This window comes from Nocardiopsis suaedae, assembly GCF_027706745.1.
GTDB classification, from domain to species: Bacteria; Actinomycetota; Actinomycetes; order Streptosporangiales; family Streptosporangiaceae; genus Nocardiopsis_A; species Nocardiopsis_A suaedae.
Genome location: NZ_JAQFWP010000017.1, coordinates 36,610 through 57,155, shown reverse-complemented (window position 1 = coordinate 57,155; position 20,546 = coordinate 36,610). Strand labels below are relative to the sequence as shown.

The following is a 20,546-nucleotide window of genomic DNA, read 5'->3' as shown; positions in this document are numbered from 1 at the left end:
GACGGCGGGTCAGAAGTCGAAGCCGTATTTCTCCCACGGGTCAGGGCGGTCCGACCGATCCGAGTCCCCGTCGTCGTCGATCCCCCACGGGTCGCGCCTGTGGGGGCGTCGGTCCTTCCTGGCCTTCCCTGACCACGGCCGCCTGAACGGGAGCGTCGGCCTGGCGAGGAGCACCATCGTCCCAAGCGACACCGCCCCCATCACCGACGGTGTCCACAGGTCCGTCGCACCCGCGGCCGGTTCGAGCCGCAGGCGCCCCGTGGGGTCGTACGCCATGACATGGGATTCCCCCTCCGAATAGCGGAGCGCGGGCTCGCCGCCCTCTCCGCCGAACGCTCCGACACGGCGCACGGAGACCTGCTCGCCCGCGCAATCCCATTCCACCTCGTGGACGAACCGCTTCCGCCGCTCGCTGAAGGGGTCCTGCCGCACGACCCGCGTCTCGGCCGCGACCACCGTGCACCTGACCTCCTCGGTCAAGGAGTCGTAGGCCAGGACCCGGGCCGCCAGGACCACCGCCCAGAGCAGCACGAGCCCCGCGGCCGCACCCACGAGCGACCCGGCGCACCCGGCACTCGCGCAGCGGCCCCAGGCCAGGGAGCAGCCGAACCCGACGAGCCACACCACGCAGAGCAGGAGGAAGCCGAGCCACTGCGGCAGGGCGAAATAGTGCACGAGCGCGAGGAAGAACGTCAGGCCCGCCACCGTGGCGAAGACCACGGTGACGATCAGCGGTGTCCGGTCCCTCGACTCTTCGTCGCCGTAGGGGTCGCGGTTTTGGGCGGTCGGCATGCCCTCAGGCCTTGTCCGTCCGGGTCCAGGCGGGGCGTCGCGGGTAGCGGCCGAGGTACATCACCACACCGAGGGATATCGCTCCCGCGCTGCCGGGGATCCACAGCTCCATAACCTTCCGCGCCCGTTCAAGCGGCAGGCGCCCCTCGGGGTCGTAGGCCATGTCCTGGGTCTCACCTTCCTCGACGGATGGGGTCCCGGCCTTCTTCACCGTGACCCGTTCACCGGCGCACTCCCATTCGACCTCATGGGCGGGGCGCCCTCCGCCGCCTCTGCGGTTGTAGCGGAAGACCATCTCGTCCCATGTGCTCGTCGCCGCCACCGTGCAGCGGACCTCATCGGCCCAGACGTGGTACACGGCCGCTCTGGCGAGGAACAGCGCCGACCCGGCAAGCACCAGCACGGCGGCGAAGCCCACGGCCAATCCCCTGAACCGCACCGATGCCGCGTACGCCCAGATCCCGGCACAACAGGCAGCAGCGGGCCATGCCAGGCAGAGGAGGATGAACCCGGCCGTGTACGGCAGCACGGCGTAATGCAGGACCCCCGCGAGGAACATCAGGCCGACCATGGCCCACAGCAGCCGGGTCGCAGTCGGCAGGGAGATCTCCTCCGACGCCGGCTGATCTTTCGGCTCCCGCTCCCAGTAGTTCGTCACGGAAGCTGGGACGAGGCCCGTGATGAAAGCGGTTCCCCGCCCGGTGGCCGGGACCGGACGGAACCGTGGGAGGCGGAGGCGAAGCGCGGGAACGACGAACGGCCCGGTGCGGATCGCATCCGCACCGGGCCGTTCGCTTCTGTGGAGCTATGGGGATTCGAACCCCAGACCTCCTCCATGCCATGGAGGCGCGCTACCAACTGCGCCATAGCCCCTCGGGTCCGGCGGGGGCGGGGGAACCGCCCTGCCGACACCCTGAACGATAGCGGAATCCGCCCGATTAGTCGAAACGGATTCCGAACGCTCCCCCTGGACCTGCGGGGACGCGCTCACCGGTCGTCGCCGAGGATCCTCTCCTCCGGGAGGCTGGAGGCGTTGTGCTCCAGCAGGCGCCACCCGCCCACGCGCAGCGGCCCCAGCACCGACCATGAGCAGTTGCCCAGCGGCCCCAGCGCCTGGCGGATCTCCACGGGCAGCCCGAGCATCCGGTTGATGCCCGCGCGCAGCGCCGCCCCGTGGCCCACGGCCACCAGCAGCCCGCCCTCGGGCACCCGCTCCAGCCCGCGTTCGACCGCCTCGGCGACGCGCTCGCCCACCTCCTCGATGGGCTCACCGCCGGGGATCTCCATCCGGGCGTTCTCCTCCGGCCACCGCTCGCGGATCTCCGCGGTGGTCAGCCCCTCCCAGGGCCCGCCGAAGCGCTCCCGCAGCCCCTTGTCGGTGTGCACGGCCAGCCCCGTGGCCTCCGACAGGTACCCGGCCGTGTCCGCCGCGCGGCGCAGGTCCGAGGCGATGACGGCGTCCGGCCGCAGCGCGGCCAGCAGGCGCGCCGCGCGCTGGGCCTGCTCGCGCCCGACGTCGTCGAGCGGGATGTCGGACTGCCCCTGGAAGCGCTTGTCCGCGTTCCACTGGGTCTGGCCGTGGCGCCAGCAGAGGACACGACGGGATTCGGCCATCGACTCAACTCCTGTGCGGTCGGTGCAGGTCGGTGCTGATCGGCGGCGGACCGGCCCCCAGGGGCCGCCCCACGGACCGCTCAGGCGCCGTCCTGGGTGCGCTCGCGGCCCCGCGCGCTCTCCGGCAGGGTGATCGCGGGGCAATCCTTCCACAGCCGCTCCAGGCCGTAGGTGCCGCGCTCCTCCTCGTGCTGGACGTGCACGACGATTTCGACGTAGTCCAGCAGCACCCAGCGCCCGTCGCGCTCGCCCTCACGGCGGACCGGTTTGGCGCCGGCCTCGCGCAGGCGCTCCTCCACCTCGTCGACGATGGAGCGCACCTGCCGGTCGTTGGGGGCGGAGCACAGCAGGAAGGCGTCGGTGATGACGAGCTGGTCGCTCACGTCGAAGGCGACGACCTCCTGGGCGAGTTTGTCCGAAGCCGCCTCGGCGGCGATGTTCACGAGCTCGACGGCCCTGTCCGTAGCGGTCACGATGAAGTAGCTGCCTCCCCTGGGGTCCGCCCCGCCGACGGGTCGTCGAGGTAGAGCCCGGTCTTGTTGATGTAGCGGACGATCCCGTCGGGGACGAGGTACCAGATCGGCTCGCCCTTGCCCACGCGCTCCCGGCACTCGGTGGAGGAGATCGCCAGCGCCGGGATCTCCACCAGGCTGACCTTGCCGTCGGGCAGCCCGGTGTCGGTCAGCCGGTGCCCGGGCCGGTTACAGCCCACGAAATGCGCGAGTTCGAAGAGTTCGTCCACGTTCTGCCAGCTCAGGATAGCGCCAAGGGCGTCGGCGCCGGTGATGAAGAACAGCTTGACGTCCGGACCGTAGTCGGAGCGGAGCTGGCGCAGCGTGTCGATGGTGTAGGTGGGGCCCTCGCGGTCGACCTCGATCCGGCTCACCTTGAACTGCGGGTTCTCCGCGGTGGCGATGACCGTCATCAGGTAGCGGTCCTCGGCCGGGGCCACCTTGTCCAGGTCCTTCTGGTAGGGCCGCCCCGCCGGGACGAACAGCACCTCGTCCAGGTGGAACAGGTGGGCGACCTCGCTGGCGGCGACGAGGTGCCCGTGGTGGATCGGGTCGAAGGTGCCGCCCATGACCCCCACGCGTCGTGGACGGCCCGGACCCCGGCCGGCGCCCGCGCCCATCGCTCCGTTCGCCACCTCATCGCTCCCTTTACACCGGTTTTTCCAGCCGCCGCCGAGACTAACCGAAGGCGTCCACCGCGCCGTCCCCGCACCCGCGCCGGGCGCGTCCCCGGGCACCGGCCCACGGCGCGCCCGCGGACGGGTCCCGGCCCCCGCGCCGCCCCCTCGGCGGGCCGGGACCCGGCCGCACGCACGGCCTTCCGGGCGGCGCCGGATTCGCGTCATATCTCGTTGCCGGAAATCGTGGCGTCGGCCGGGGAGGCGCGCATAGCATGCCGACATGGCCACCAACACACCAGACCGCGCCCGCGTCCGACTCGACGACATCTCCTCCCGCGCCTACGAGCACCCGGCCGACCGCGGCGCACTGGTCGCCCTGCGGTCGCTCCGTGGCTTCGACGAGGTCTTCCGCAAGCTCTCAGGGCTGTTCAACGAGCGCGCGCTGCGCCTGATGTTCCTCTCCGGCGCCGTGCGGGTCGGGGAACGCCAGTTCCCCGAGGTGCACGACTACGTGCGCGACGCCGCCTACGTGCTCGACCTCAAGGAGGTGCCCGAGCTCTACATCAAGATGGACCCCAAGCCCAACGCCATGGCGATCGGCAGCCAGAAACCGTTCATCGTCATGACCAGCGGGCTGTTCGACCTCCTCGACGCCGAGGAGCAGCGCTTCGTGGTGGGCCACGAGGTCGGGCACATCCTGTCCGGCCACGCCGTCTACCGCACCATGCTCCTGGCCCTGATCAACCTGGCCGCGCGCGTGGCCTGGATCCCGCTGGGCTACATCGGCCTGCGCGCCATCGTCGCCGCCCTGGAGGAGTGGTACCGCAAGTCCGAGCTGTCCTGCGACCGCGCGGGCCTGCTGGCCGCCCAGGACCCGGACGCCGCCAAGCGCGCGCTGATGAAGATGGCCGGCGGCTCGCGCCTGGCCGAGATGAACACCGACGCCTTCCTGGAGCAGGCCAAGGAGTACGACGAGGGGGGCGACGCGCGCGACAGCCTCCTGAAGGTGATGAGCCTGATCGGCACCACCCACCCCTTCGCCGTGGTGCGCACCGCCGAGCTGCACCGCTGGATCGAGGACGGCTCGTACCGCACCATCCTCGCCGGGGACTACCCGCGCCGCTCCGGCGACAAGGACGCTTCGGTCAGCGAGGAGGCGCGCAACGCCGCCAACTCCTACAAGCAGTCCTGGGAGCGCTCCTCGGACCCACTGGTGGGCATGGTGCGCGACGTCGCCGGGACCGCGGCCAACGCGAGCGGCAAGATCTTCGACACGGTCGCCGAGCGCTGGAAGAGCGCCGGGAGCCGGGGCGACTCCGACAGCCGGCAGAACTGACGGGCCGCGCCCCCGCCGTCGGTGCGGCGGACGGCAGGGGGCGCGGGCCCGTTGGGCCCCCCGGGCCGCGTCCGGCCGCGCCTTCAGTCCTTGCGCGCCACTCCCCCGGTCATGAAGCGCGCCGCGATGGAGGTGCTGTCCGGGACGATGCCGTCCGGCCGCCACAGCGGCAGCGGGACCATCCCGGGGGCCAGCAGCTCCATCCCGTCGAAGTAGGCCATCAGCTCCTCGACGGTGCGCACCCGGCCGGTGCCGAGCTGGCTCAGCAGGACCCGCTCCAGCTCCACGCTCTCGGGTGCGTCGCCCAGGCGGGTGAAGTTGGTGATGAAGAAGTAGGACCCGGAGACGACCGTGTCCCGGAACGCGGCGACGATGCCGTTGGGGTCCTCCTCGTCGAGGAGGTGGTGCAGGATGCCGCACAGCATCACGCACACCGGCCGGTCGAAGTCGATGAGCTCGCGCACCTCGGGGTGGTCGATCACGGAGCGCGGGTCGCGGATGTCGCCGGTCACGACGTGGGTGTAGGCGTTCTCCGCCAGGATGGCGTGGCCGTGCGCGGACACCAGCGGGTCGATGTCGACGTAGACCACGCGCGCCGCGGGGTTCGCCTGCTGGGCCACCTCGTGGGTGTTGCGCGCGGTGGGCAGCCCCGACCCCAGGTCGAGGAACTGGTCGATGCCCTGGTCGGCGGCGACGTGGCGGACCACCCGGTGCAGGATCTCCCGGTTGTGCCGGGCGATCTCCTTGAGCTCGGGCATGACCTCCAGGCTCGCTTGGGCCACCTGCCGGTCGATGGCGTAGTTGTCCTTGCCGTCGAGCATGACGTCGTAGACGCGGGCGGCCGTGGGCACCCCGCTGTCGAACGTCGATCCGGACGGCGGGTGCTGATCGGTGGTCATTGGGGGGCTCCCGGAAACGCGAAAACTCCTACTGTTCCGGCATCGTAGTGCCTCACGGGGCCCGTGTGAGCGCCGTTCGGACCCGGGCGGCCCGCCTCGCCGGTCGGCTCCCCGTGACCGGTCCACCGCATAGAGCGCTCACCTGCGAACCCGCACGTGCGGGGCGCCGGACCGGCCGCCGGAACGGACATCCGCGCCGCTTCGAGCGCGGCCGGGGGCGCCCGGGGCCGGACGGGCGCGGCCGAGGGCGGTCACGGGCGACCAAGGCGGTCGGGGCAACCACGGCCGCGGGGCCCACCGCGCTCTCGGCGCGGTGGGCCCCGCGGATCTTCCGGGCCGTGGGGCAGCCCCCTCCCGGTATCAGCGCACCTGGCCGTCACCGGTGACGATGTACTTGGTGGAGGTCATCTCCCGCAGCCCCATCGGGCCGCGGGCGTGCAGCTTCTGGGTGGAGATGCCGATCTCCGCACCGAAGCCGAACTCCCCGCCGTCGGTGAACCGCGTCGAGGCGTTCACCATGACCGCCGCCGAGTCGACCCGCGAGGTGAAGCGGCGCGCCGCCGCCTGCGAGTCGGTGACGATGGCCTCGGTGTGCCCCGTCGAGTAGGCGCGGATGTGCGCCATCGCCTCGTCCAGGGTCTCGACCACCTTCACGGCCAGGTCCATCGACAGGTACTCGGTGCTCCAGTCCTCCTCGGTGGCGGCCACGGCGCGGTCGTCCAGGGCGCGCACCCGGTCGTCGCCGTGCACGGTGACGCCCAGGTCGCCGATCTCCCGCAGGAACCGCGGCAGGAAGCGGTCGGCGATCCGCTCGTGCACCAGCAGCGTCTCGGCCGCGTTGCACACCGACACCCGCTGCGCCTTGGCGTTGACCGCGATGGCCACCGCCTTGTCCAGGTCGGCGTGCTCGTCGATGTAGACGTGGCAGTTCCCGGCGCCGGTCTCGATGACGGGCACCGTGGAGTCGCGCACCACGGCCTGGATGAGGTTGGCCCCGCCGCGCGGGATGAGCACGTCGACCAGCCCCCGGGCGCTCATGAGCGCCTGCGCCGAGTCGCGCCCCGAACCGGGCACCAGTTGCACCGCGTCGGCGGGGACGCCGGTCTTCTCCAGGGCCCCCCGGATCACCTCCACGATGCGGGTGTTGGAGGAGTAGGCCGAGGAGGAGCCCCGCAGGAGGGCGGCGTTGCCGCTCTTGAGGCACAGCGCCGCCGCGTCGGCGGTGACGTTGGGGCGGCCCTCGTAGATGATGCCGACGACGCCCAGGGGCACCCGGACCTGGCGCAGCTCCAGGCCGTTGGGGAGGGTGGAGCCGAAGACGACCTCCCCGACGGGGTCGGGAAGCTCGGCGACGGCCCGGACCGCGTCGGCGACGCCGGAGACGCGCTCCTCCGTGAGGGCGAGGCGGTCCAGGTAGGCCTCGGTCTCCCCGGCGGCGCGCGCCCGGTCGAGGTCCTCGGCGTTGGCGGCGACGATGGAGGCGGCCTCGGCGACCAGCGCGTCCGCGACCGCGGCGAGGGCCTCGTCCTTGTCCGCCCGGCTCATCGGTGCGAGGTCGGCCGCGGCGTCCTTGGCCCTGCGGGCGGCGTCGTGCACCTCGCGCTCGGTGTTGCTCATCAGGGGTTCCATTCGCTCGGGAATGTCGTGGTCGTGGATCGGGTGTCGGGCCTGCGCCCAGCTTATTCCGGCCGCCCCCGCCGGGGTGGGGCGAGCGCCGACCGGGTGGGGCCGGTGGCCGGAACCGCGGATCGCGCGGTCCCGGCCAGCCGTGGCCCGGTACTTCTCGTGGCGGTCAGGGGTTCTCGTGGTCGGTCGGGAGGTTCTCCGTCCGACGAGCCCTGAGCGGCCGCTCCGGCCCTCTTCAGTTGTTGATCTCGGGAGAAACGACGCTACAAGCGCGGTTTTAGCGTCGTTTCTCCCGAGATCATCGGGGATCCGCGGCGGAGGGGGGCGCACCGACGGGGCGCCTGTCGGCGGACGGCTGAAGGTCGTAGGCGGACGGTGACCACGGCCGCTGAAAGTTCCACCTCTCCGGCGGACACCATCGAGCAACGGAGGCCACGGCTCGCTGATCGGACTCGCGAGGGTGCCATCGGCTGCGGGGCCGCCCGAATAAGCACCCCGCCCGGTCGGGCCCGCCGTCGGGTCCGCGACGGCTCGGCCGGTGCGGTCGGGGGCCGACCGAACGCCTGGCGGGGTCACCGCCCGCGTCCGAGCACCGTTCGGGGCACCGTTCGGGGACCGGCTACGCCGGGGAGCCGCCCGCCGGGGCCGTCGCCTTCGGGGACGGGCCGTCCGGTGCCCCCGGCGCGCCCGACGCCTTCGGAACGTCCGGGGCGTCCGGGGCGTCCGGGGCGCCGCTGCGTCCGGTCTTCGGCGTGCGCGTCCCGCCGACCGACCGGGCGCGGTCGAGCAGCACCATGTCGTCGCGGTGCACGATCTCCCGCTCGTACTCGGGGCCCATCTCGCGGGCCAGCCACCGGGTGGAGCGCCCCATCAGCATCGGGATCTCCGCGGCGTCGTAGTTCACCAGCCCGCGGGCCACCGGCCGCCCGTCCTCGTCGCACAGGTCGACCGGGTCGCCGGCGCTGAAGTCGCCCTCGACCTTCACCACACCGGCGGGCAGCAGTGAGGCGTGCTCGGCCGCCACCGCCCGCACCGCCCCGGGGTCCAGGACCACGGTCCCGCGGCCCGCCGTCGCGTGCGCGAGCCAGAGCTGCCGGGCCGTCGGCCGCCGCTTGGACGACGCGGTGAACAGGGTGCCCACCGACGCGCCCGCCAGCGCCTCCCCCGCGTTCGCCGCCGAGGTGAGCACCGTGGGGACACCCGCCTCGGTGGCGATCCGCGCCGACTCCAGCTTGGTCACCATCCCGCCGGTGCCGACCCCGCGCCCGCCGGTGCCGCCGACGTCCACCCCGTCCAGGTCGCCCGCGCCGGTCACCCGCGGGATGCGGCGGGTCCCCGGCTTTGCGGGGTTCCCGTCGTAGAGCGCGTCCACGTCGGAGAGCAGCAGCAGCGCCTCGGCCCGCAGCAGGTGCGCGACCAGGGCGGCCAGGCGGTCGTTGTCGCCGAACCGGATCTCGTGCGTGGCGACGGTGTCGTTCTCGTTGACGATGGGCACGCCGCCCATGTCGAGCAGCCGCCGCAAGGTGCGCTGGGCGTTGCGGTACTGCACCCGCCGCATCAGGTCCTCCACGGTGAGGAGCACTTGCGCGGCGGTCAGCCCGTGGCGCGCGAACGCGCCCGTGTAGTGGGCCACCAGCAGCCCTTGGCCGACGCTGGCCGCGGCCTGCTGGGTGGCCAGGTCGCGGGGGCGGGCGGCCAGCCCGAGCGGCCCCATGCCCGCGGCGACCGCCCCGGAGGAGACGAGCACCAGCTCGGTCCCGGCGGCGCGGCGGCGCGCCAGCACGTCGGTGAGTTCGGCGATGCGGTCGGTGTCGATGTGCCCGTCGGGGGTGGTCAGCGACGAGGAGCCGACCTTGACCACCACGCGCCGCGCCGCGCGCAACTCCCCCCGGGCGCCTCCCGCGGCCCCGCCCCCGGCGGTCCCGGAGGCGCTGTCCTTACCCTGCCCTGCTGTGCCTTCCTGGTGCACGGCGGACGACTTCCCATCTGTGTCGATCGTCGAAGCGGCCGGGCGCCTGCCACCCCGCCCGCGCGGCGTCAGCCCAGCCGGGAGTCGCTGCCGCGCGGGCCGATCGGGGCCTGGTCGGTGTCGACGCCCGGTGCCCAGTCGAAGACCACGGAGTCCTCCTCGGTGCCGATGTAGACCTCGGCCCCGGCGGCGGCGCCCGCCTTGGCGAGGGCGTCCTCGATGCCGAGCCGGTCGAGGCGCTCGCCGAGGTAGCCGACGGCCTCCTCGTTGGAGAAGTCGGTCTGGCGGACCCAGCGCTCGGGCTTGGTGCCGCGGATCCGGAAGGTGTTGTCGCCCAGGGGCACGACCTCGAACGAGGCCCCGCCGATCTCGCGGGGGCGCAGGACCACCCGGGTGGGCTCGGGCTCGGGCCGGGCGGCGCGGGCACGGGCGACCTCGCCGCCCATGGCGAAGGCCAGCTCGCGCAGGCCCTCACGGCTGGCGGCGGAGACCTCCAGCACCTTCAGGCCGCGCTCCTCCAGCATGGGGCGCACGATCTCGGCCAGCTCGCGGGCGTCGGGCACGTCGATCTTGTTCAGGACGACCAGGCGGGGCCGGTCGGACAGGTCGACCTCCATCAGCTCGCCGTATGCGGCCAGCTCGGCCTCCAGGGCGTCGAGGTCGCGGACCGGGTCGCGGTCGGGGTCGTAGGTGGCGGTCATGCAGTCCAGGACGTGCACGAGGGTGGAGCACCGCTCGATGTGCCGCAGGAAGTTCATGCCCAGGCCGCGCCCCTGGCTGGCCTCGGGGATGAGGCCGGGCACGTCGGCGACGACGTACTGCACCTCACCCGAGTCGACGACGCCGAGGTTGGGGATCAGCGTGGTGAACGGGTAGTCGGCGATCTTGGGCTTTGCCGCCGACAGGGCCGCGATGAGGGAGGACTTCCCGGCGCTGGGGAAGCCGACCAGGCCGACGTCGGCGATGGTCTTGATCTCCAGGCGGACGTCGGCGGAGAGGCCCTCCTCGCCCTTGAGGGCGAAGCCGGGGGCCTTGCGCTTGGGCGAGGCCAGGGCGGCGTTGCCCAGGCCGCCCGCGCCGCCGTCGGCGAGCACGAGCCGGGTCCCGGCGCCGACGAGGTCGGCGATCACCTCGCCGTCCTCACCGGTGACGACGGTGCCGTCGGGGACGGGGAGCACGAGGGCGTCGCCGTTGGCGCCGTTGCGGTTGCCGCCCTTGCCGGGGGTGCCGTTCCCGGCCCGGCGGTGGGGGCGGCGCTGGTATTCGAGGAGGGTGGAGATCTGCGGGTCGACCTCTAGGACGATGTCGCCGCCGCGCCCGCCGTTGCCGCCGTCGGGGCCGCCGAGGGGCTTGAACTTCTCCCGGTGGATGGAGGCACAGCCGTGCCCGCCGTCACCGGCCTTGACGTGCAAGGCCGCTTCGTCGACGAAATCGGGCATGTGCCTGGTTCTCCCCGTGTCGCGCCTGCGCGCTTTCCGGCGCGCGGATTCTGCCGTGTGAAAACCCTCGACCCGCCGGTCCGGTCCGGGCGGGGAGGAAAGATCCACCAGTCAACACTCTAGACGGTCGGACCAAACGACGGCGAAGGCATATGCGGGAGGGAGACCGATCACACCGTGGGGGCACGGGGGGACGGCACGCGGCACCCGCCGGACGGGCCCGGCGCATCCCCGCATGTGCGGGGAGCACTACCGGCTTCCCACGGGGCTGCGCGAGGCTCTGGGTCCATCCCCGCGCATGCGGGGCGCACATCGCGAACGACGTGATCGGCTGGGCCTACTGGGGTCCATCCCCGCGCGTGCGGGGAGCACGAGGGGATCAGCATTCGCGCGATCGCGGCGCGGGGTCCATCCCCGCGCGTGCGGGGAACCACGTCGACACCCTGGTGCTGTCCAAGCACGTGGACGGTCCATCCCCGCGCGTGCGGGGCGCACCGCCGCGAGGCGGCGTGGGAGGACGGCCAGGAGGGTCCATCCCCGCGCGTGCGGGGCGCACTCGTGCTCCTTTTGGCCGATCATGCTCACCCTGGGTCCATCCCCGCGCGTGCGGGGCGCACGTGGTGAAAATGGGCCCGGAGCTGGCCCTGGAGGGTCCATCCCCGCGCGTGCGGGGCGCACACGCCCTGGCCGGGGTGTGTTCGTCGCGGAGCGGGTCCATCCCCGCGCGTGCGGAGAGCACGATGTGGTGCTGCGGGCGCTGCCCGCCAAGGAGGGTCCATCCCCGCGCGTGCGGAGAGCACTCTCGTTGACCTGGGGCGTTCCCTCGCGACGCTGCCCTCTCATGCCACTTCGCACGTCCCCATCATCCACGAAAGGCGGGCCGGAAGGGTTCCCCCTCCCGACCCGCCTCTACGCGGAATGCTCCGTCTCGCGGCGCGCCTGATTACTCGGCGCCGGCCGGGACGATGTTGACGGCCTTGCGGCCGCGCCGGTTGCCGAACTCGACCTTGCCCTCGACCAGCGCGAACAGGGTGTCGTCGCCACCGCGGCCGACGTTGTCGCCGGGGTGGAACTTCGTCCCGCGCTGACGGATCAGGATCTCGCCGGCCTTGACGGACTGGCCGCCGAAGCGCTTGACACCGAGCCGCTTAGCGTTGGAGTCGCGCCCGTTACGGCTGGACGATGCGCCCTTCTTGTGTGCCATCGGGGAGCCCTCCTCTACTTGGCGATGCCGGTGACGCGGACCCGGGTGTACTTCTGGCGGTGACCCAGGCGCTTCTTGTAACCGGTCTTGTTCTTGTATTTGATCATGTTGATCTTCGGGCCCTTGGCCTCGCCGAGGACCTCGGCGGTGACCTTGTAGCCGCTCAGCTCGCTGGAGTCGCTGACGACCTTGCCGTCGTCGACGATCAGCAGCGGCTCCCAGGACACCGTCGAACCGGCCTCCTCGGAGACCCTGTCGATGTTCAAGACGTCATCGACAGACACCTTCTCCTGTCGGCCGCCCGCTCGCACGATCGCGTACACCGGGGAACTCTCTTCCTGCTCGTGGACAATCCCCGCCGAGGCGGGGAGTGAAATGCGCTGCTGTTGACCGCAGCCCCATACCCACCGGGCTCCCGCTAGGGGGCGTGGGAATCGAAGTCGGGTCTCGGGCGCGCGAACGATAGGGGCGCGCCGACGCACCGACCTTTAGGTTACCACCGCCCGGTCAGGACCCGGCACGCCCGGGTCGGGGCCGGACCGCAGCGCACCGCGGTCCGGCCCGTGCCCGTCAGGCCTCGACGACCGCCGACTCCGAGGGGGTGCCGCCGGTCTTGGTGCGCCGGGTGCGGCGGCGGCGCGGGCGCTCGGCCCCGCCGTCGGCCTCCCCGGCGTCGGCGGAGTCCGCAGGGGCCGCGGCGCCGTCGGACGCGGCCGCCTCCTGCTCCGCCGCCGCGGCGCCCGAGGGCTCCGCGGAAGCCTGCTGGGCCGCGTCCGCAGCCGGAGCGGCGGTCTCGTCGGCGGGCTCGGCCGCCTCCTCCGCCGCCTTCTTGCTCCGGCGCGTGGACGTGGTCTTCTTCGCCCCGGCCTCGGCGGTGCTCTTCGCGGCCGCCTTGGTGCCGGTCTTGGAGGCGCTCTTGGTGGTCTTCGCCTTGGACGCCGTGGTCTTGGCGGTGGACCGCGTGGAGGCGCGCTTGGCCTTCTTGGGCGCCTCCTGCTCCTCCTCCGCCGTCCCGCCCTCGGCGGTGTCCTGGGCGGCCTCGGCGGGCGCCTCGGACACCGGCTCGGCCGGCGCCTCCGCGGCCCCGGCGGCCGACTCGGCTGCCGCCGCGTCCGCCGCGGGCTCCTCGGGCGCGGCGGCCTGCTTGGCGGACCTGCGCCTCGACGACCGCTTCTTGGGCGCCTCCTTGGCCTCGGGCTCCGGCGCCGCGTCCTTCTCCGACGCCTTCTCAGGCGCCTTGTCGGCGCCCTTCGCCGCGGGCTTGTCCTCCTTGACGGCGGCCTGCTCGGACGCCTGCCCGTCGGACCGGTCGGCCTTCTCCGCCTTCTCGTCAGCCGCGTCGGCACCCTTGTCGGACGCCTTCTCGGCGCCCTTCTCCGAGCCGTTCTTGCCCTTCTTCTTCCGGCCGCCCCCGGAGCCGCCGCCCTTGCCCTCGACGGGCTCGCTGGACAGCACCAGGCCCCGCCCGTTGCAGTGCTCGCAGGAGTGCGAGAACGCCTCCAGCAGCCCCTGCCCGACCCGCTTGCGGGTCATCTGGACCAGGCCCAGCGAGGTGACCTCGGCCACCTGGTGCTTGGTGCGGTCCCGGGACAGGCACTCCAGCAGCCGCCGCAGCACCAGGTCGCGGTTGCTCTCCAGCACCATGTCGATGAAGTCGATCACGATGATGCCGCCGATGTCGCGCAGCCGGAGCTGGCGCACGATCTCCTCGGCCGCCTCGAGGTTGTTCTTGGTGACCGTCTCCTCCAGGTTGCCGCCCTGGCCGGTGAACTTGCCGGTGTTCACGTCGACGACGGTCATCGCCTCGGTGCGGTCGACGATCAGCGAGCCGCCGCTGGGCAGCCACACCTTGCGCTCCAGCGCCTTGGTGATCTGCTCATCGATCCGGTAGGCCTCGAAGACGTCCCGCTCGCCGTCCCAGCGGGTGAGCCGCTCGGACAGGTGCGGGGCCACGTAGTCCACGTACTCGCGGACCGTGTCCCAGGCCTCGCCGCCGGAGACGACCAGGCTGGAGAAGTCCTCGTTGAAGACGTCCCGGACCACCTTGACCGTGAGGTCCGGCTCGCTGTTGAGCAGCGAGGGCGCCGAGGCCGACTTCGACTTGCGCTTGATCGACTCCCACTGGGAGGCCAGGCGGGAGATGTCCCGCTCCAGCTCCTCCTCGCTGGCGCCCTCGGCGGCGGTGCGCACGATCACGCCGGCGTTGGAGGGCATCACCTTCTTGAGGATCTGCTTGAGCCGCGCCCGCTCCTTGTCGGGGAGCTTGCGGCTGATGCCGGTCATGTTGCCGTCGGGCACGTACACCAGGTAGCGGCCGGGCAGGCTGATCTGGCTGGTGAGCCGGGCGCCCTTGTGCCCCAGCGGGTCCTTGGTGACCTGCACCAGCACCGACTGGCCGGACTTGAGCACCGACTCGATCCGCTTGGGCTGGCCCTCCATGCCGGAGGCGTCCCAGTTGACCTCGCCCGCGTACAGCACCGCGTTGCGGCCCTTGCCGATGTCGACGAAGGCGGCCTCCATCGACGGCAGCACGTTCTGCACCCGGCCCAGGTAGACGTTGCCGACGTAGGAGCGGTGGGTGGCGCGGTCCACGTAGTGCTCGACGAGGACGTCGTCCTCGAGCACCGCGATCTGGGTGCGGTCCTCGATGCGGCGGACGACCAGGTCGCGCTTGACCGACTCGCGGCGGGCCAGGAACTCCGACTCGGTGACGATCGGGGCGCGGCGGCGGCCCTGCTCGCGGCCCTCGCGGCGGCGCTGCTTCTTGGCCTCCAGGCGGGTGGAGCCGCGGACCGCCTGGACCTCGTTCTCGGCGGTGGCGGCCGCGCGCGGCTCGCGCACCTTCACCACGGTGTTGGGCGGGTCGTCCTTGGGCGCCGGCTCCTCGCCGCCGCCGCTGTCCCCGGCACCCCGGCGGCGCCGACGGCGACGGCGGCGGCTGCCCGCCCCGCCCTCGTCGGACTCGGCCTGCCGGGCGGCCTTGCCGCCGTCGGCGGCCTCGGCCTCGGCTGCGGGTTCCTCGCCCTCGCCGACCTCGTCGTCGCCCGCCTCGTCGCCCGAGCGGGACCGGCCTCGCCCGCGTCCGCCCCGGCGGCGGCGACGGCGGGTGGGGCGCTCCTCGGAGCCCTCCGCCGACGCGTCGGCGTCCTCGGTGTCGGCCTCGGCCTCGTCGGTCTCCTCAGCGGTCTCGTCCGCGTCGTCCTCGGTGTCGGCCTCGGCCTCGGCGGGCGCGTGCGTGCCGTTCGACGCCGCGGCGGGGGCGCCCGCGGGCGGGGCCACCGGCGGCTGGAACAGCACCATGGGCGACTGGAACGGCGAGGCGGCCGTCGCCTCCGCGGCCCCGGCGGCGGGGTCGTCGGCGGCGGGGGCCTCGGGCTCCGGCTCGGGCGCCGCCTTCTTTCGCGCCGTGGTCCTCTTGGCGGGCGCCTTCTTCGCGCCCGCCTTCGGCTCTTCGGCCTGCGCGGCGGACTCCGCCTCGCCAGAGGCGCCGGCGTCGGCGCTCTCGGCCTTGGCGGCGCGGCGCGCCCGCGTGCGGGTGCGCGGCTTCTCCGCCGGCTTCTCGGCCGGTTCCTCGGGCGCGGCAGCGGCGGCGCCCTGCTCGTCCTCCTGCCCTTCCTCCTCGGCCCCGTCGGCGTCCTCCACGGCCTCGGCCGCGGTGACGGTGCGCCGGGCGGGGACGGCGGGGGCGGGCGGCTCCTCGGGCGTGATCACCCGGCGCGCCGTGCCCGCGGCCTTGGGGGCGGAGACGACCACCTGGTGGGCGTCGTCGTCCACCTGCCCGGCCGGCCGCGTGAGCGGCGCGGCGGGGGCGGCCTGCGGGGCGTCCGGCTCCGGTGGCGGGCCGGCGGCCCGCACCCCCCGGCGCCCGGCGGGCGCGCTCACCGTGACCTCGCCGTCGTTCCCTGCTGTTTCAGTTGTTCCCGCGGTGCCTTCGGCACCGCCGTTGGGCTCGTTCTCGAGCATCCGGGCGGTCTCCCGTCAGAGCTCTCGGGCGCGGCTCCGGCTCGGTGCCCGGCCGCGGCGCGCGAGAGCTGTCGTCGCTGTGTCGGCGCCCGGCGGCCTCCCGCCGCCGGGGCAAAGTCGTCATGTCGGGCCCGCGATCCCCGACGGGGGCGGCGCCTGCCGCTCCCCCTCCGCGGGTCCGGGGGTCGCGCCCCGTCGATCCGTCGCGAACGGGTCGGCGATCCCTCCGGTCCCCTCGTCCAGCGGCCCCTGCGCCAGCCGGGTCATCATCGGCGATGACGGCGGCGCCAGGCCGGCCGCGTGACGCAGGCCGGTCACCACGTCGTCCGGTCGAACGGCAGGTGCGGTGTGCCGGACGACCATCCGAAGTATGGCATATGTCGCGTTGTGTTCCCTTGCGGCACGCGCGTCCGACTCCAGTCGGACGACGGCCGCGCGGACGTCGAAGCGGCGGCGGCCCTTCTTGGTGAGCCGCTCGACCTCGACGCTGTCGGCCGCCATGAAGGCGGCCACCGCACTCTCGGCGTCGTCGGGGGCGACGCCGGGCAGCTCCACCCGCCACTGCGAGGCCTGCAACCGGTCGGCCAGGCCTCCCGGTTCCGCCGGGACGGCCTCCACGACGTCCAACCCGTCGGGCAGGGCGGCGTCGAGGCCGGCGCGCACCCGCGCCGGCGGTACGGACTCGGCGAGCACCATCTCGAAGTACTCCGCCTCACTGGCCACCCCGGTGGGGGCGGCCCCGGTGTAGGAGAGCTTCGGGTGCGGTGTGAACCCCGCCGAGTAGGCGACGGGAACGCCCGCCTTGCGGATCGCCCTCTCCAGAGCGCGCGCGATGTCGCGATGGCTGGCGAAACGCATTCGGCCGCGCTTGGCGTAGCGCACGCGCAGCCTCGGTGCGGGTCGGTCGTCGGCGGGCGAAGCGGTGCCCTCAGGTGCGGGGGGCAGCGGAACTCCTTTCCTCGTCGACCCCCCTGGCGGGGTGCCGATACCAACACGACACACCCACCTGGGGAATTCACGTCCCATTCAGCCTACGGCCCGCGGGGGGCGGAGCGCGCCACCGCCCCGGGGGCGAGCGCCCATCACCCGACCGAACGGGGCCTGCCGGCCCCCGACGGCGCGCTCAGGGCACACCCGTGCTGTTCCCAGGGCGACACCGGTTGAAAAGCGGACACGCCACCCGCCCGGGCGCGCGGGTCCGGTCCCCCGGCCGCCCCGCTACCCGGAGAACGCCACGGTGACCTGCGAAAATCCCCGGCGCCAAAGATTCTTGGAGATTTTTCGGCGAACGTGCAAACCTTCGGGGCCCACCGTCCGTCTTACTGCACGTATGGCCCGGTGCGAGCGGGGCACCGGGCCATACACTCTCGCCTTCCGCGTCTCAGACCACGCTCAGCGGCAGCAGCTTCGAGCGGTCCGCGGGGGACACGCCGATCTGGATCTCGGTGCCCATGCTGGGGCACACCCCGCAGTCGTAGCAGGGGTTCCAGCGGCAGTCGTCGACCTCCACCGACTCCTCGCCGTGCTGGGCGTCCTCCCAGTCCTGCCACAGCCACGACCGGTCGAGCCCGGCGTCCAGGTGGTCCCAGGGCAGCACCTCGTCCTCGGCGCGCTCGCGCACGGTGAACCAGTCCGCGTCGACCGGCTGCCCGGCCAGGGCCTCCTCGGCGCAGCGCATCCACCGCTCGTAGGAGAAGCGCTCGCTCCACCCGTCGAACCGGCCGCCGTCGCGCCACACCCGCTCGATGACCGCGCCCACCCGGCGGTCGCCGCGGGAGAGCAGGCCCTCGATGATCGACGGGCTGCCCTCGTGGTAGCGCAGGCCCACCGACTTGCCGTAGCGCTTGTCGGCGCGCAGCGCGTCGCGGAGCTTGCGCAGCCGGGCGTCCACGGTCTCGGCCGGGGTCTGGCCCGCCCACTGGAACGGGGTCTGCGGCTTGGGGACGAACCCGCCGATGGACACGGTGCACCGGATGTCCTTGCGGCCGGTGACCTCCCGGCCCGTCCGGATCACCTCCGTGGCCAGGTCGGCGATGGCCAGGACGTCCTCGTCCTCCTCGGTGGGCAGCCCGCACATGAAGTACAGCTTGACCTGGCGCCACCCGGCCTCGTAGGCGGCGGTGACGGTGCGGATGAGGTCCTGCTCGGTGACCATCTTGTTGATCACCCGGCGCATCCGCTCGCTGCCGCCCTCGGGGGCGAACGTCAGGCCCGAGCGGCGGCCGTTGCGGGTCAGCTCGTTGGCCAGGTCGATGTTGAAGGCGTCCACCCGGGTGGAGGGCAGCGAGAGGCCGGTGTTGGTGCCCTCGTAGGCGTCGGCCAGGCCCTTGGCGATGCCGCCGATCTCGGTGTGGTCGGCGCTGGACAGCGAGAGCAGCCCCACCTCCTGGAAGCCGGTGTTGCGCACCCCCTCGTCGACCATGGACTGCACGGTCTCCTTGCTGCGCTCGCGCACCGGGCGGGTGATCATCCCCGCCTGGCAGAACCGGCAGCCGCGGGTGCAGCCGCGGAAGATCTCCACGCTGTACCGTTCGTGCACCGACTCGGCCACCGGCACGATCGGCGCCTTGGGGTAGGGCCAGGAGTCCAGGTCCATCACGGTGTGCTTCTGCACCTGCCAGGGCACCCCGGGCCGGTTGGGCCGGTAGCCGCCGATGCGCCCGTCGGGCAGGTAGTCCACGTCGTAGAAGCGCGGCACGTACACCCCGCCCCCGGCCGCGAGCCGCTCCAGCAGCCCGTCGCGGCCGCCCGGGCGGCCCTCGCGCTTCCACTCCCGCACGACCTCGGTGATGGCCAGGGCGACCTCCTCGCCGTCGCCGAGGACGGCGGCGTCCAGGAAGTCGGCCACGGGCTCGGGGTTGAACGCGGCGTGCCCGCCGCCCAGCACCACCGGGTGGTCGTCGGTGCGGTCGGCCGCATGCAGCGGCAGGCCCGCCAGGTCCAGGGCGGTGAGCAGGTTGGTGTAGCCCATCTCGCTGGCGAAGCTGACCCCCAGCACGTCGAAGCCGCCCACCGGGCGGTGCGCGTCGACGGTGAACTGCGGGATGCCGTGCTCGCGCATGAGCGCCTCGAGGTCGGGCCAGACCGCGTAGGTGCGCTCGGCGAGCACGCCCTCGCGCTCGTTGAGGACCTCATAGAGGATCTGCACGCCCTGGTTGGGCACGCCCACCTCGTAGGCGTCCGGGTACATCAGGGCCCAGCGGACCTCGGCGCCCTCCCAGTCCTTGGCGACGGAGTTGAGTTCGCCGCCGACGTACTGGATGGGCTTCTGCACACGCGGCAGGAGCGCCTCCAGCTGCGGAAGGACGCTCTCACCGGCATTGAAGGACATGGGACTGTCGCCTCCGGGTCGGGTTCTGCGGCACGTGCCCTACCAGGGTATGCCGGATCACTCGAAGCCCCGGTCGCGCGCGTGCACCCCGAGGACCAGGCCGACCGCGCACATGTTGGCGATGGTGGCGCTGCCGCCGTAGGAGACGAACGGCAGCGGGATGCCGGTGATGGGGGTGACGCCGATGGTCATGCCGATGTTGATGAACGCCTGGAAGGCGAACCAGGCGGCCACGCCCACGCACACCAGCCGGGCGTAGGGCTGCTCGCACCCGGCGGCGATGCGCAGGATCCGCAGCAGCACCAGCGCCATCAGCCCGATGACGGCGATGCCGCCGACGAAGCCCAGCTCCTCCCCGGCGACGGTGAAGATGAAGTCGGTGTGCTGCTCGGGGACGAACCGCCCGGCGGTCTGCTCCCCCCGGAACAGGCCGGTGCCGCTGATGCCGCCCGAACCGACGGCGATCATCGCCTGGTTGGCGTTGTAGCCGGTGCCGCGCGCGTCGATGGAGGGGTCCAGGAAGCTGGTGAAGCGCGCCAGCTGGTAGGCCTTGAGCAGGCCGAACCACCACACCGCGACGACCGCCGCCACCCCGCAGGCCAGCAGCCCGGCGATCCACCGCAGCGGCGCCCCGGACAGGGTGAGCATGGCCAGGTAGGTGACGCCCACCACCATGCCGGTCCCCAGGTCGGGCTGGAGCATGACCAGGCCCAGCGGGACCGCCAGCGCCCCGAGGCTGAACAGCACGTCCCGGCTGGTGGGTGCGGTCTCGCCGTCGCGGGGCTCGCCCAGCAGCATGGCGGCCATCAGCACCAGGCCCACCTTGGCGAACTCGGAGGGCTGGAGCTGGACCGGGCCGAGCGCGACCCACGACCGGGAGCCGTTGACCACCTCGCCCAGCGGCGTGAGCACCAGCGCCAGCAGCACCGCGGAGGCGATGAACACGATCGGGGCGTAGGCGCGGGGCTTGCGGTAGTCGACGAAGGCGACGGCCGCCCCGGCCGCCAGCGCGATGCCCACGTGCGCCAGGTGCCGCTCGACGTAGACCAGCGGGCTCTCCGGGTGCCCGGGCTCATAGGTGGCGGCCGCCAGCAGCAGCGTGCCGATCGCGGTCAGCGCCAGGACGCCGCCGATGAGGGCCCGGTCGAGGCGGCGCGGGCGGTTGCCCGCCACGGTGCGGAACGCCCGCGAGGCGGTGCCGCGGCGCAGGGGCTCGGGTGCGGAGCGCACGGTGGACACGG

Annotated in this window: 16 protein-coding genes, 1 tRNA gene and 1 CRISPR repeat array; of the genes, 1 reads left to right on the top strand and 16 read right to left on the bottom strand. The window is 73.1% G+C overall.

The window, feature by feature from the left end; translation table 11 throughout:
• Positions 1–9: 9 nt before the first annotated feature.
• The 6 genes from O4U47_RS11515 to nadD form a co-directional block, all read right to left on the bottom strand.
• A complete protein-coding gene (locus O4U47_RS11515; protein ID WP_270677788.1) occupies positions 10–792 on the bottom strand; it encodes a hypothetical protein in 783 nt (260 codons plus the stop codon).
• 4 nt (positions 793–796) lie between these two features.
• Positions 797–1,450, bottom strand: a complete 654-nt coding sequence (locus tag O4U47_RS11510; RefSeq protein ID WP_270677787.1) for a hypothetical protein — start codon at positions 1,448–1,450, stop codon at positions 797–799.
• 142 nt (positions 1,451–1,592) lie between these two features.
• Positions 1,593–1,665, bottom strand: a tRNA-Ala gene (locus tag O4U47_RS11505).
• Between the two features lie 114 nt (positions 1,666–1,779).
• The gene (locus tag O4U47_RS11500) at positions 1,780–2,406 is read right to left on the bottom strand and encodes a histidine phosphatase family protein (RefSeq protein ID WP_270677786.1); all 627 of its coding nucleotides are present in this window, start codon (positions 2,404–2,406) and stop codon (positions 1,780–1,782) included.
• Between the two features lie 80 nt (positions 2,407–2,486).
• A complete protein-coding gene (gene rsfS, locus O4U47_RS11495; RefSeq protein ID WP_270677785.1) occupies positions 2,487–2,879 on the bottom strand; it encodes a ribosome silencing factor in 393 nt (130 codons plus the stop codon).
• Positions 2,876–3,538, bottom strand: a complete 663-nt coding sequence (nadD, locus tag O4U47_RS11490; RefSeq protein ID WP_270677833.1) for a nicotinate-nucleotide adenylyltransferase — start codon at positions 3,536–3,538, stop codon at positions 2,876–2,878. The genes rsfS and nadD overlap by 4 nt, the downstream gene beginning before the upstream one ends.
• A 280-nt stretch (positions 3,539–3,818) precedes the next feature.
• On the opposite strand from nadD, the gene O4U47_RS11485 reads away from it, so the two are divergent.
• Complete coding sequence (locus tag O4U47_RS11485) at positions 3,819–4,874, top strand: M48 family metallopeptidase (RefSeq protein WP_270677784.1); 1,056 nt, start codon at positions 3,819–3,821, stop codon at positions 4,872–4,874.
• A gap of 83 nt (positions 4,875–4,957) precedes the next feature.
• On the opposite strand, the gene O4U47_RS11480 is transcribed toward O4U47_RS11485, so the two are convergent.
• The 10 genes from O4U47_RS11480 to rodA form a co-directional block, all read right to left on the bottom strand.
• The gene (locus O4U47_RS11480) at positions 4,958–5,773 is read right to left on the bottom strand and encodes an SAM-dependent methyltransferase (protein ID WP_270677782.1); all 816 of its coding nucleotides are present in this window, start codon (positions 5,771–5,773) and stop codon (positions 4,958–4,960) included.
• Between the two features lie 360 nt (positions 5,774–6,133).
• Positions 6,134–7,390 carry a glutamate-5-semialdehyde dehydrogenase gene (locus tag O4U47_RS11475; RefSeq protein WP_270677781.1) on the bottom strand — a complete coding sequence of 419 codons (1,257 nt, stop codon included), beginning with the start codon at positions 7,388–7,390 and terminating at the stop codon, positions 6,134–6,136.
• Positions 7,391–8,018: 628 nt separating this feature from the next.
• Positions 8,019–9,281 (bottom strand): glutamate 5-kinase, encoded by a 1,263-nt coding sequence (gene proB, locus O4U47_RS11470; RefSeq protein ID WP_270677780.1) that lies wholly within the window; start codon positions 9,279–9,281, stop codon positions 8,019–8,021.
• Between the two features lie 155 nt (positions 9,282–9,436).
• Positions 9,437–10,807 carry a GTPase ObgE gene (gene obgE / locus O4U47_RS11465; protein WP_270677779.1) on the bottom strand — a complete coding sequence of 457 codons (1,371 nt, stop codon included), beginning with the start codon at positions 10,805–10,807 and terminating at the stop codon, positions 9,437–9,439.
• Between the two features lie 282 nt (positions 10,808–11,089).
• A CRISPR array of direct repeats spans positions 11,090–11,607; the repeat unit is 29 nt; unit sequence GGGTCCATCCCCGCGCGTGCGGGGCGCAC.
• 143 nt (positions 11,608–11,750) lie between these two features.
• On the bottom strand, positions 11,751–12,011 hold the full coding sequence (gene rpmA, locus O4U47_RS11460) for a 50S ribosomal protein L27 (RefSeq protein WP_270677778.1): 261 nt from the start codon (positions 12,009–12,011) through the stop codon (positions 11,751–11,753).
• A gap of 14 nt (positions 12,012–12,025) precedes the next feature.
• Positions 12,026–12,334 (bottom strand): 50S ribosomal protein L21, encoded by a 309-nt coding sequence (rplU, locus tag O4U47_RS11455; protein ID WP_270677777.1) that lies wholly within the window; start codon positions 12,332–12,334, stop codon positions 12,026–12,028.
• A gap of 247 nt (positions 12,335–12,581) precedes the next feature.
• Positions 12,582–15,974, bottom strand: coding sequence for an Rne/Rng family ribonuclease (locus tag O4U47_RS11450; protein ID WP_270677776.1), 3,393 nt, complete (start codon positions 15,972–15,974; stop codon positions 12,582–12,584).
• Positions 15,975–16,094: 120 nt separating this feature from the next.
• On the bottom strand, positions 16,095–16,856 hold the full coding sequence (locus O4U47_RS11445; protein ID WP_270677775.1) for a TIGR03936 family radical SAM-associated protein: 762 nt from the start codon (positions 16,854–16,856) through the stop codon (positions 16,095–16,097).
• 499 nt (positions 16,857–17,355) lie between these two features.
• Positions 17,356–19,305: a TIGR03960 family B12-binding radical SAM protein gene (locus tag O4U47_RS11440; protein WP_270677774.1), complete on the bottom strand. Its 1,950-nt coding sequence runs from the start codon at positions 19,303–19,305 to the stop codon at positions 17,356–17,358.
• Between the two features lie 57 nt (positions 19,306–19,362).
• Positions 19,363–20,544, bottom strand: a complete 1,182-nt coding sequence (gene rodA, locus O4U47_RS11435) for a rod shape-determining protein RodA (RefSeq protein WP_270677773.1) — start codon at positions 20,542–20,544, stop codon at positions 19,363–19,365.
• Between the last annotated feature and the right edge of the window lie 2 nt (positions 20,545–20,546).